This is a genomic window from Vibrio fortis (genome assembly GCF_024347475.1).
In the GTDB taxonomy this organism is placed as follows: Bacteria; Pseudomonadota; Gammaproteobacteria; order Enterobacterales; family Vibrionaceae; genus Vibrio; species Vibrio fortis.
In genome coordinates this window covers 1505883-1518589 of record NZ_AP025488.1, presented here as the reverse complement: position 1 = coordinate 1518589, position 12707 = coordinate 1505883, and the positions used below count along the sequence as shown (strand labels likewise).

The window sequence follows — 12707 nt, the reverse complement described above, 5'->3', positions numbered from 1 at the left end:
TCATGAATGAAAATTGCAAGATAAGATTGCGCAGGGCGATGTCTCATGAGTTGTGAGCGGTTTTAATCTAAGTCCCCAGTTAATAAAGGGAATTTGGTTAAGGATTAATCGCATGAAATTCACAAACAATGACGGTGATTTATAAAAGGTGTTCCCAAGCGAACAAAAAGCCAGCGCTAAGGCTGGCTTTGTTTTAAATTTGGAAACTTAGTTTACCGTTGTGAGGTGTAGCTTCAATTCAAGTTAATGAGGCTGACCATCAAAGTTATTTATTCACACGGTGGGGCCATATGAATCACCGCTAGGCCGCCCAAAGACGTTTCACGATACTTTTTGTTCATGTCTTTACCTGTTTGGTACATAGTTTCAATCACCTTGTCCAAAGAGATCAAACACTTGCTGGTGCGCTTCAGTGCCATTCGAGAGGCGTTGATGGCTTTCATCGCCCCCATTGCATTACGTTCAATACAAGGCACTTGAACCAGGCCGCCAATTGGGTCACAAGTCATGCCTAGTGAGTGCTCCATGGCGATTTCAGCGGCGATACAGATTTGCTCATTACTGCCACCACGCAGCGCAGTAAGACCAGCTGCCGCCATTGAGGAAGATACACCGACTTCGCCTTGGCAGCCTACTTCAGCACCTGAAATCGAAGCGTTGGTTTTATACAAGATGCCAATCGCGCCTGATACAGCAAGGAAGTCCTTAAGCTGTTTAGTATCAAGCTCTTTGATAAAACGGTGGTAGTACATTAGTACTGCTGGGATTACGCCTGCTGCGCCGTTTGTTGGCGAGGTCACCACTTGGCCACCAGCTGCATTCTCTTCACTTACCGCGAAAGCAAACAGGTTAATCCAATCCATGATCTCCATCGGATCGTTTTCAATGGCTGCGTTGGCTTCTAGCTTTTTCAGCAGAGCAGGAGCGCGTCGAGTCACTTCTAGACCACCGTCAAGAATCCCTTCGGTCTCAAAGCCACGTTGCATACAGAGTGACATCACTTTCCAGATCTGTTCAGTACGCTGGTTGATCGCTTCCATATCTTGGAATGAGGTTTCATTACGCAGAACTAAGCCACCTAAACTGAGGCCATTTTTGTCTGCAAGCGCGAGCAATTCATCGGCAGAGCTAAAAGGAAATTCAACTTGGGTTTCTTGCTCTTGTTTACCATTTTGGAGCTCATCTTCTGTCGCGATGAAGCCGCCACCTATCGAGTAATAGGTTTCCATATCAAGCAGTACGCCCTCTGCATTGAATACAGAGATAGTCATGCCATTTTCATGCAGGGGTAGGTTGGTGCTATGGAATAGCATGTCGGTCTCAACGTCGAAATGAACGTTATGATGACCGCTAACAGCAAGGCTCTTATCTTCAATGGCTTTTTGCATCGCTTGATTGGCACTGCTGATTTTAATGGTGTCCGGTTTATTACCGAGTAAACCCAAAATCGTAGCACGGTCAGTGTGGTGTCCTTTACCCGTTAGAGAAAGAGACCCATAAAGGTCAATTTGCACTCTCGCCACTTCTTCCAATTTAGGGGCAATTTTTTGAGTAAACTGAAACCCTGCGATCATTGGTCCATTGGTATGTGAGCTTGATGGTCCAACGCCAATCTTATAGATATCAAAAATAGACAGCATAATAACTTCCTGTGAAGGGTTCGCTTCGTACGAACTCTGGTGTAACTGTTTTTACATACCTCGCTTCTTATGAGCATAGTGTATGAATGATATTGTTATGTTTTATACTCATGGGCATTTACTACCTATAAAGTTGTCATCAATAGTGAGCGTTATTGCGAGCAACTCATGAGAATTTAAAAATACTTTTGTTAACAAGTATTGTATACATAATTCACTCTATCTAATTGCGAAAACGAGACTTGTACATTAAATGAGCATTAAAAACCTGCTGGTTGTGCTGGGTAAGCGGCTAAATAAGAATGAATTGACTGCAGAAGGAAGGGGCAGAGTTGAAGCTGCCATTGATTATCTGGCAGGCCGTTCATACAACAAATTGGCGGTTGCATTTTGTGGTGGTGTCACACCGGGACAAACTTTGTCTGAAGCAGAGGTGATGTATGAGTATTTCTTGCAGCTTGAGAGTCAACTTGAATCTCCTTTAGACCTTCAAGCGAGACTATTAGAGAAACAATCAACCAACACCATAGAGAATATTCATAATCTGGCGTCGGAACTTATCGACAGCGGTCTGTTTGAACACGGTCAGCCGTTGAATGTGACATTTGTATCGAATGACTATCACCTACAGCGTATTTTTGAGATTCAATCGTTAATGGACGCGCAGGGGTTACTTAGAGTACTTGAAGAGCGTTGTCAGCAATTGGGAGTGTCTCTGAATATTGAACGAGATATTGAGCAGCATGTTGTGGTGCCATACCCACATATGACAGTGCAAGGAGAGCTCTTTCTATTGATTGATAGCTTAACGACATATCGTGTTTATCTTGAAGGCACGGTGGCTGGACGCTTTGTTGGGCAAGAAGTGCAGACTAGAAAGGTACCTGCTGAATTAGCGATAGAGGCAATCAATAAAGCGAAAAAACTGTCGGTGGAGGCTCAATTGAGTTTGTTAGATTCGCTACTGCCTCTGTTACAAACCTGTATTGAAGAAACTCCCGTGGATGCAGACAAAGAAAAAGTCAGGGAGTATCTCGCATTGCTGGACACTAACCTGACTTTGCTCAATCGCTATCTAGATCCGGAGCAAGAACTGGATACACGCTGGTGGCGCTGAGCGATTAAGATGATTGCTTTGCCTTTTTTCTAAAGCCGTTGACGGTTTTAACGCTAGCAAAGCCAATCAAACAGTAAGCGAGCAGTTCAGTTCCTTCCTCGGCGATATTTTTTACTTCACGGATATAAAATTCACCCATCACATTTTGCCAAAAACTGCCCATACCAAATAAACGAGAAAAGACAAGCAGTAACATTAAACCTGTAATAAGCAAATTCATGTGTGGTGAAGCTAAAATATAAGCGAGTTGATCTAGGCTGCGTTTACCGTTCTTAATTGCGTAGAATATAGCGCTGCCCGCGACTAGAATCGCTGGGTAAACCCAAGAGCCATGTGATATTTGGTCAAACCAAAAGTCGAGTTCTCGAATGAACAGAACCGCAAAAAATGCACTTATTAAAACTGCCGCATGCTTTATTTCATTTCTTTGTTTGGCTAAGTAGGCGAATGCGCCAGAAGCCACAAGTAGCAGAAACTGCTCCAACATCTCGGTTATAGATGTTTCGTTGATTGAGCCACCCAGAAAAACAAAGTCGATGCGCAGTGCTAGGTTGACGATGATACCGATGGCAAGAACGATAAGCGCAGTTTGGCAGCGCTTGAAGATGACTTGAGACGTCGATTGAGAGATGTTGAATTCAGGGATCTCTAAAGACATCGAGCTTTGGTCGCTGTTTTTCGCTTGGCTTTTCATAAAGAACAATCTGTAAATAAGTGTAACACAGCGTACATTTTATAGGTCGAAGATGGCCTAATGTCAGAGGAATGTCAGGAATAAAACACTGTTCATTTGCGGCGCGTACTGTAAAAAGAGAAGCCTAGCGACGACAAAAGTAACAACGGGCTAAAAAATAGTAATTATTTATCAAGAGGATAAGGTGAAGTGTTCAAGTGGCGCTTCGGCCACTTGAAATAGAGGCGTTAGTTTTCTGCTTTTTGCTCGTGGTGTTGGCGGTAATACTCCCATTGCTCAACGCGCTCACCGTTTTCAAAGACACAATAAGTGGTGCGCTGTTCATTTTCTGTCACTGTCTCTAACTCTGCACCCTGTTGAACACAGTAAACGGCAGCCGGGTTTGCCATTGAAACACGTTCAGACTCACTGTATTGGTCGTACTCGTTCGCACAACCCCCTAAAACCAAAGTGAACATTGCCATCAAGCCAATTGTTTTCATGCTATCTCCTTAGCAAGGTTAGGAAGCTCTTCTAAAGAGTATATTTTAGAATCAGGAAAAATCCGTGATAATTTAAGCAACAGGTTGAATTAGTGTAATAATCCCTCAGATTTAGGCGGATTTTGAGTGTTGGATCAAGCTTACTTATATTGCTTGCATATGGGGTAAGTGAATGTCTTGATTATAGATATTCTGTGCGGTTATCTTAGCTTGAAATGTTTGATGACAAAGGAATGAAGATGTCAGACCAAAAATACCGACTCGTTACGCGCAGTGATTTCGATGGCCTTGTGTGTGCTGTATTGTTAAAACAACAAGACCTCATTGATGACATTAAGTTTGTTCACCCAAAAGATATGCAAGATGGCATCATTGAGATAACGGAGAATGACATTGTAACCAATTTGCCTTACGTCCCTTCATCATACCTGACGTTCGATCATCACCTGTCTGAAACTATTCGAAACACGGGTGAGCGCACTAACCATATTATCGATCCAGATGCGCCTTCTGCTGCGCGTGTGGTTTGGGATCATTATGGCGGCCTTGCAACATTCCCTGCAGAGTGGCAGGAGATGATGGAAGCGGTTGATAAAGGGGACTCAGCACAGTTCAACAAAGATGAAGTACTGGATGCACAGGGTTGGAACTTGCTTAACTTCCTGATGGACGCTCGTACTGGTCTTGGTCGTTTCCGTGAATTTAGAATTTCTAACTATGCTCTAATGATGGACTTAATTGACTATTGTAAAAATCATACAATCGATCAAATCCTCGAGCTGCCTGATGTAAAAGAACGTATCGATCTTTATCGTGAACATGAGCAGAAGTTTAAGGAGCAGGTTACACGCTGTGCACAGGTCCATCAGAATTTAGTTTTCCTTGACCTTACAGATGAAGAGACTATCTATGCGGGCAACCGCTTTATGATCTATGCACTGTTTCCAGAGTGCAATATCTCGATTCATAAGATGTGGGGTTTCCAGAAACAAAACATCGTATTTGCGACTGGTAAATCTATCTTTGATCGCAGCTCTAAAACGAACGTTGGTGAATTGATGTTGCAATATGGTGGCGGAGGTCACATCGCGGCCGGTACTTGCCAAATAGCGGTTGATGAAGCTGCGCAGGTTCAACAAGCACTCATCGAAGTAATTACAGCAGACGGTTAAGCTGAACTATCCGATAACCTGAATTTTATACTTAGTATCAAAGCCTTATAGGCATCTTTACATGAAGATGCGTGTAAGGCTTTTTGTGTATTGAGCTTTTGATGGATTGGATGTCAGTTTAGATTCAAACCATCAGATACGAGACGGAATTCAATCCATACATGATTGTGATATGATGCCGCCAAATTTTGTAGAGCTATAACGATAATGAGACACCTAAAAACAAGTATCCATCCAGATATAGAACACCTAGATAACCAAACTGTATACAAGCGCAACGCAGCTCGTGCGATTGTGTTGGATGGTGAGAATATTCTGATGCTATATACAGAGCGATACCATGATTACACCATTCCTGGTGGTGGTTTAGACGAGGGTGAAGACGTTATTGCAGGTATGGTTCGTGAACTGCAAGAAGAGACAGGGGCCCAGAATATTCATGGTATTAAGCCATTTGGCATTTTTGAAGAGTTCCGTCCTTGGTATAAAGATGACGCCGATATCATGCACATGATCTCCTACTGTTACACCTGTAAAATCGATACCGAACTGGGTGACACCGCGTATGAAGATTATGAAGTAAAGAACGGTATGAAACCGGCCTGGATTAACATTCATGAGGCCATTGCTCATAACGAGAAGACCATGGCTGAGAGTCCTAAAAAGGGCATGAGCATTGAGCGAGAGACCTTCCTACTGCATTTGATTGCCAAAGAGATGCTGTAATTTACAAGCGCATATGGGGTAGTTAGGTTCAGTACTGCCCCACATATCATGTTTCACAACTCTTCTTACGGTCTCCAGCCTCGTGTCGTCGACTTGCCATTTTTCTCCTGAGCCCCTTCAAATTTTTGTTTCATTATTCGTCATGTCGCATATTTGTAATGTTTAGCGATATTTGCTCGATTTTATAATGCTAAATGATATATGTTCTCAATATTGCCTTTTGTGTCAATGAATTAAGTGGGAATTATCCGGTAACTATGGATGTTTTTCATAAAGAAATTTTGGTTTGTACCGTCAAATTTATGCGTTGCAGTATATTGAGAGAGAAAATAATGAAGAAAGTTGTTATTGCGTTGATGTTGTTATTGCCTTTGCATTTATCAGCAGCCGAGTCCTCTAAACAAGAAAAAGTGGATGCGTTAGTAGAAGTGATGAATCTGGATGAAATGGTAGATGCTATGCATATCCAGATTCAGAATATGATGAACAATTTGCACCAGAACCTAGAGATTACGGAGTCCGAGCGCCCTTTGTTCGATGAGTATTACCAAAAAGTTGGTGCAGTGATGCAAGAACAATTAAGTTGGAAGCAGTTTGAGCCAATGATGCTCGACATCTACAACAAGCATTTTACGGAAGAAGAAATCACAGCAATGTTAGAGTTCTATCGTTCAGAAACGGGTCAAAGTATCCTGAGTAAAATGCCTGTTGTGATGCAAGAGTCGATGGTCACAAGCCAGGCAATGGCCCAAAGGTTAATGCCTGAGGTTCAAGCGCTCACCGAAGAGTTTGACAGAAAACTGAAAGAGCACCGCAAGCAGGAAAGTCAGAAGCAATAATATTTCCAGCGTTGATTTGATCGCCGAGAGAGCAAAACCTTTTGGTGGGCACCGCAACTAGGTCAGAAATAGCTAGGAGGTCATATGGATTTGGTTCTCTATAGTGCCATTGGCTCGAACAGCTCCGAACGGGTGGAGTGGGCACTGAATTACAAAGGAATTTCATACAATCGGGTAGAAGTGACCTCTCAAGAGCTGCAAACAAGCTATTTGGCGATCAATCCATTCGGATATGTACCTTCTTTGTCTGTCGATGGGGTGGTACTTTCCGAATCTATGGCTATTGTAGAGTACGTCGAAGAGGTTTTTACCGGCTTCTCGTTGTTGGGAAACGAACCGCAGATTAGAGCTGATGTACGTAGGGTATGTGAATTCGTTAACTCGACTATACACTCCCCACAAAATCGGACTGTGTTAGGTTTCTTAAGGCCTGACCTTGAAGAAGCGTCGAAACGAGCAATGCGGGGGGAGTGGATCACTCGAAGTCTTGAAAAGCTGAGACCGTCGATCTGCCTAGACTCAAGTTTTGCGATTGGCCATCAATTCACTCTGGCGGATATTTTCATTGCTTCTATCTATAAAAAAGCGCTGCAACACGGCTCTGCGCCTATCCCTTTTTATGACTCTCATTTGAATAATTTAAGAAGTATTGAACACATTGCGGATGCGGAGCCATAGTTAAGAGCAATTATCGATATAATAAACGACCTTCATACATTAAGTCTGAAGGTCGTTTTTGTTTGAAAGTAGAGGGTTATTTGCCGTTCAACTTCAACGCTGAGAAAGTCACGCTGTTGTAGTCGCCATTCTTCTTGTCGGTTGCGAAGTCACCCGTACCAGCACAGCCAGGCCCCCAAATAGGATGGGAGTCGTTGACGCTACATTGACCATATGCACCAGCTTTGAAATAGAAATCATCTTCTGCGTAACCCGTTGGGAAGTCTTTCTCATCAATACCTTTGCTTAGGTCGATTTCATACTTCACGGTGTCATGACGTGCGGTTTCAAACGTTAGATACATCATGGTTTCTTTTACTTCGACACGGTAGCTAAATTCTTCTCCCAGCTTGATGCCTGCTTTACCCGGCTCTTGGTGGTTTTCCCAAGTATTGCCCCAAACAGGGTACGCAATATCAGCACGGTTAGGATCTTTCTTCGCTAGGTTACGCTCATAGTTCCAGAATACCGAGCCGTACTCATGTCCTGGAAACTTCTTGTAGAAGATTTTAAGTGGTTCGTTACCGTGACCGTAGCCTGTTTTCGCTTTAATGAGTTCATTGTGTTTCTTTGCGTGGATCTGACCCACTACCACTGAGTGTGCAGGGTATTTCTCAGGATGCTTAGCATTTACCGATACGTGGTCGACCTTTAGTGTCGCTTCTAACGTACCACCGACAGCGCTGTATTTTTCTGCTTCTGGGTGACTAGAAAGTGACCATTGATTGAGTTTGCCATCGGTAAGAATGTTGTCGAAGTTGGCACCGCGTGGCATTTGGCGCAGTTCAGAGCGTGCATTCTTGGAGTTTTTGGTGGTGATTGCTTTGTTATGCACTTCAAAGACTAGGTGACCATCTTCGTTGAGGAAGAAGAAGTCTTCATGCGAGTAGCTCATCATTGCAACGCCTTCGATCTCATCGATACGTCCATCTTCATTGATGTCAGAAGGAATCGTGATTTTCCAATTCCGCATATCAAACTTATCCGCAGGCACTGGATGTGAGACGCCATTGTTGATGACTTCCGCCATGCTCGCTAAAGGTACAGACAATAAAATAGAGGCAGCAATCAGGGTTCTTTTGTTCATTATTGGTTACTCTTATTATGTAATATTGTCATACATAATAGTTACCACTGAAACAAGAAAAAGGGCGGATCGCACTATGTGTAAATAAGATCACATTTTTCAGCCGTTTTTAATTGGTCGTTGTGAGGACTGTCTTAATACATTGTGCTAACAACTTACTATGCTCACCGGCACTCCTTAATGAGTTAATCAATAAATAAGCTCAATGAGTTGTAAAACAACATTGGGTTTTATATGAGTTCGATGTTTGCTGACCCGTGTTTAACGTCATTGACGATTAGGTAGCGACAAAAATCAGACCTTGGATCATCCTAAGCCGTTTTGGGATTTTGATTATAGTTGACCTTGTCAACTAGTTGCTTTTGAGTTACCTTTGTACTGTAAACGTTGACCCTCATCGACACTGGTTGATAACGCTCCCCAAAGGCTCAAAGAAAGACCTATATGACTAAGTCTCAGTTTTTCGCGCATTATCTGCGCTTGAATCGTAAGTCTTACCTGCTTGCGATTGTTTTCATATTTCTCGTTAACTGGCTGCAGGTAGAGATCCCTCGCTACATTCAGTTGGCGATTGATCTTATCGATGACGCGTCGGTGGCGGGTCATGATCAGCTGAAAACGTATATCGCGATCATCGTGGTGATGTCGGTGTCGATGATCGTTGTACGGATCTGGTCGCGTATCTATGCGCTGAATCCGGGGCGTATAACCGAAGCCTCTCTCAAAAATACGCTGTTGGAAAAGCTCAACCGATTACCAAACAGCTTCCACTCTCAGTTTGCATCAGGACGTTTGATTTCAATCATTAACAATGACTTGCAAGGCGTACGTTTGTTGTTTGGTGTTGGATTTTTGCAGTTTTTCAACGCGTTGTTAGCGCTCTCTTTAACGCCGTTGTGGATGTGGCGCATTTCGCCCGAACTCACCATGTACTCGGTGATTCCAATTATCATTGCATTCGTCATCTTCCGTGTTGGCTTTGTAAGAATGAAGTCGCTGCATATGGAGCATATGAAGCGATTACAGAACTTGTCTGCACAGTTGATGAGTTACCTATCGGGTATCGATTTGATAAAGAGCCAACAAATGTCACCGTGGGTTAGATCAGAGACTGAGAAGCTGAATCAGATGTTGTTGCAGTGCAGAATCAAGATCACACGCATCCAAGTGTTCTTTATGCCCGTTCTAGACTATGCCAATGACCTAATGAAGATCCTGATTCTTGGTTTGGGTGGCTACATGTTGGTTAATCAAGAGCTTACGCTAGGTGAAATTACGGCCTTCTTAACATATTCGGTGTTGTTGGCCATGCCACTGATGCAGCTCGGGCGTATCGCGACTATCTATCAGCGTGGCATTGTCGGCATCACCAGTGCACAAACCATTTTGAATGCGAAGGTGTCAGAGCTAGATGAAACGACGTTAACTACCGATGAAGTTGAAGAGTTGAAAGGCCAAACTTTGTCGGTAAGAAACCTCAGCTATCAGTATCAAGGTGAAGAGCGCTTGGTGTTGGATGACATCAGCTTTGATATTCCTTCGGGTAAAATGGTAGGGGTGCTCGGCAGTATTGGCTCTGGCAAAACGACACTGGTCAACTGCTTGAATCATCATTTAGACGTGGCAGCAGGAAGTGTATTTCTGGGTGATAAAGATATCACAGAGTTTTCGCGTAACGACTTGCGCCGCTATGTTAAGACCGTGACTCAAGATCCATACCTGTTTTCCGCAACGGTGGAAGAGAACATTCGATTTGGTAGCACTAAGGCTGATATTGCTAAAGAGCAAGTCGACGAAGTGCTTAACCTCAGTCAGCTCGCTAGCGATGTGGCACGTCTCGAGTTGGGAGACCAAACTTTGGTGGGAGAGAAAGGTATCATGCTATCTGGTGGGCAAAAGCAACGTTTGAGTATTGCACGAGCACTATTAGAGCCTGCGGATCTGATCATCATGGATAACGTCCTCTCAGCTGTCGATTATGAAACCGAAAGAAAGATTCTAGAAGGGTTATTTAAACGCTTGAAAAACCAGTCGGTGCTGGTGGTGTCACATCGTGTCAACGCACTAGAGTATATGGACGAGATCATCGTCTTAAACCAAGGAAAAGTGATTGCTAAAGGCGATCACAAGACTCTGCTTAAAACTTGCCCTTACTACTACGAGACGTGGCAATTACAGCAAAATGAAGCGGAGGCAGCAGCATGTTAAAAGGCGTTGATATTCAATATCTCAAACACTTCCTTCAATTTGCTAAGAAGTACAAACGCACCGCATTTATTGGTATTGCGATGCTACCGCTCACCATTCTGACAAGTTTGTTGTTTCCGTGGTTGATCATTCAAGTCATCGACGTTCAATTGAGTCATGGCAATATCGATGGCCTGTTGGAGTATGTGTTTTATTTGGTTGTGGTTTTAATTGTGAGCTACGTGGTTGATACGACTTACGCTTATAACCTCAGAAAGACAGGACAGCTGACTATCACCGATATGCGCTCGGTTCTGTTTGCTCGTGTACTGAAACTGCCACGCAGTTACTTTGATAACACGCCGATTGGTATTACGCTGTCACGTCTAACCAGCGACCTGGAAACGATTGGCGAGACTTTTATTCAATCTGTAGTTGGTTTGGTAAAAGACACACTTAATACGCTCGCTCTGATTGGGATGATGTTTTACATCGACTGGAAGCTCACCCTGATCGTGTTAGTGGTGATGCCGCCGGTGACCTATTTGACTGTGTTGGTCCGAAATAAGCTGCGTCAGATGCACCTGATTACACGCTCGTCACTGGCGCGTGGAATTGGCTTTTTACAAGAAGCCTTGCTGGGCATGAAAACCGTTCAGCTTTATCGTGCCGAAGAGGCAGTAGAGAAAAGATTCAAGGGTTATACCGATGAGTTTTTAAAAGCACAGAAGAAGATCAATAAGTACGATGCGATTCTGTTTTCGGTGATCTCCGGTGTCACCTCGATAACCATCGCATTAATGATCTGGTTTGGCTCAGAACAAGTGTTACAAGGCAGCTTAACCTTGGGTGTATTGATTGCTTTCATCAATACCTTAGAGAAAGTCTTTGTTCCGATCCGTGATTTTACCTCGCAGATAGCCTCTATTCAGAGCTCGTTTGCCGCCTTTGACCATATTGAAGAGCTATTTATAGAGCCGACGGAGGAGCAAGGGCGAAAACTGTTGCCGTCACATCAGGTAGAAGATCAGTTATGTGACTTTGTGAGTTTGGAATTCAAGAATGTCAGCTTCCGTTACAAGCCGGATGCACCCTATGTACTTAAAGATGTCTCGTTTGTTTTAGAGAAAGGTCATCAGATTGCCTTGGTAGGTTCAACTGGCTCAGGTAAGTCGACGATTATGCGCTTGATTTCGAAAACCTATCAGAATTATGAGGGCAGTATTTTGCTCAATGGCATCGAGCTGTCGGATATTTCAATGGAAGATTCAGCGCATCTCTTCTCGCTAATGATGCAAGATGTTCATCTATTCGAAGAGAGCGTTCATTTTAATATCGCACTCGGTAAAGAGCACGTTTCACGTGAGCATGTAGAGCAAGCTGCACGTTATGTTTACGCTGACCAATTTGTTCAACAGTTACCAAATGGCTATGACTTTCATTTAGATAAGAATGGCTCGAATCTGTCTGTGGGTCAGACTCAATTGCTCTCCTTCGCTCGAGCGGTGGCGCAAGGTGGTCAAGTGATGATGTTGGATGAGGCGACCAGTTCAGTGGATTCAATTACTGAAGATTTGATTCAAAAGGCGATGCAAAAGCTGTTCAAAGAGAAGACCGTTATCGCCATTGCTCATCGCTTGAGTACCGTTCGTCACTCCGACATGATCTTGGTACTAGAGAAGGGTGAAATCGTTGAACGCGGTAATCACAGACAATTGGTTGACCACAACGGTGTGTATGCTGGGTTACTTAACGAGTCCATTGTAGAGACCTGTGATCCACAAGCGGTTGGGGCGTGATAGGCCTAAAACACGCTTAAAATGCAGATCGAAAGCCTCAGTTATTTTAGCTGGGGCTTTTTGTTTTAGTTGAGGTGGAATGGTCATTTCACCTCTTCAAATGGGTAAGTAGGTGGCAGCATAACCACGAGTTATACTCGATATAACTTAGCCATTGTTTGATATTGATAGGGGTGATGGGAATTCTACCTTGTTAACGTTAGAGAATATTTTGTGAGTGCTTTCAATCTCAGTAATGGACTATCGA

Annotated in this window: 11 protein-coding genes; 7 read left to right on the top strand and 4 right to left on the bottom strand. The window is 43.5% G+C overall.

All coding sequences use genetic code 11. The features are described from left to right. Positions 1–269: 269 nt before the first annotated feature. Entirely contained in the window at positions 270–1640 is a 1371-nt protein-coding gene (locus tag OCV50_RS21175; protein WP_261904571.1) for an L-serine ammonia-lyase, read from the bottom strand. Between the two features lie 253 nt (positions 1641–1893). On the opposite strand from OCV50_RS21175, the gene OCV50_RS21170 reads away from it, so the two are divergent. Continuing rightward, the gene (locus OCV50_RS21170; protein ID WP_261904570.1) at positions 1894–2757 is read left to right on the top strand and encodes an ElyC/SanA/YdcF family protein; all 864 of its coding nucleotides are present in this window, start codon (positions 1894–1896) and stop codon (positions 2755–2757) included. A 4-nt stretch (positions 2758–2761) separates the two neighbouring features. On the opposite strand, the gene OCV50_RS21165 is transcribed toward OCV50_RS21170, so the two are convergent. Together OCV50_RS21165 and OCV50_RS21160 are read right to left on the bottom strand one after the other, a co-directional pair. Next, the gene (locus OCV50_RS21165; RefSeq protein ID WP_261904569.1) at positions 2762–3451 is read right to left on the bottom strand and encodes a hypothetical protein; all 690 of its coding nucleotides are present in this window, start codon (positions 3449–3451) and stop codon (positions 2762–2764) included. A gap of 227 nt (positions 3452–3678) precedes the next feature. Then, the gene (locus tag OCV50_RS21160; protein ID WP_261904568.1) at positions 3679–3933 is read right to left on the bottom strand and encodes a putative hemolysin; all 255 of its coding nucleotides are present in this window, start codon (positions 3931–3933) and stop codon (positions 3679–3681) included. Positions 3934–4172: 239 nt separating this feature from the next. On the opposite strand from OCV50_RS21160, the gene OCV50_RS21155 reads away from it, so the two are divergent. The 4 genes from OCV50_RS21155 to OCV50_RS21140 all read left to right on the top strand — a co-directional run bounded on the left by OCV50_RS21155 (position 4173) and on the right by OCV50_RS21140 (position 7348). Beyond that, positions 4173–5105, top strand: coding sequence for an exopolyphosphatase (locus OCV50_RS21155; RefSeq protein ID WP_239840290.1), 933 nt, complete (start codon positions 4173–4175; stop codon positions 5103–5105). A 207-nt stretch (positions 5106–5312) separates the two neighbouring features. After that, positions 5313–5831: an NUDIX hydrolase gene (locus tag OCV50_RS21150; protein ID WP_261904567.1), complete on the top strand. Its 519-nt coding sequence runs from the start codon at positions 5313–5315 to the stop codon at positions 5829–5831. Positions 5832–6163: 332 nt separating this feature from the next. Beyond that, entirely contained in the window at positions 6164–6670 is a 507-nt protein-coding gene (locus tag OCV50_RS21145; protein ID WP_261904566.1) for a DUF2059 domain-containing protein, read from the top strand. A gap of 84 nt (positions 6671–6754) precedes the next feature. Beyond that, complete coding sequence (locus OCV50_RS21140; protein ID WP_261904565.1) at positions 6755–7348, top strand: glutathione S-transferase family protein; 594 nt, start codon at positions 6755–6757, stop codon at positions 7346–7348. Positions 7349–7424: 76 nt separating this feature from the next. On the opposite strand, the gene OCV50_RS21135 is transcribed toward OCV50_RS21140, so the two are convergent. Further along, the gene (locus OCV50_RS21135; protein ID WP_261904564.1) at positions 7425–8474 is read right to left on the bottom strand and encodes a polysaccharide lyase family 7 protein; all 1050 of its coding nucleotides are present in this window, start codon (positions 8472–8474) and stop codon (positions 7425–7427) included. A gap of 444 nt (positions 8475–8918) precedes the next feature. On the opposite strand from OCV50_RS21135, the gene OCV50_RS21130 reads away from it, so the two are divergent. Beyond that, entirely contained in the window at positions 8919–10682 is a 1764-nt protein-coding gene (locus OCV50_RS21130; RefSeq protein WP_261904563.1) for an ABC transporter ATP-binding protein, read from the top strand. Continuing rightward, positions 10676–12460, top strand: a complete 1785-nt coding sequence (locus tag OCV50_RS21125) for an ABC transporter ATP-binding protein (RefSeq protein WP_261904562.1) — start codon at positions 10676–10678, stop codon at positions 12458–12460. The genes OCV50_RS21130 and OCV50_RS21125 overlap by 7 nt, the downstream gene beginning before the upstream one ends. Positions 12461–12707 lie beyond the last annotated feature (247 nt).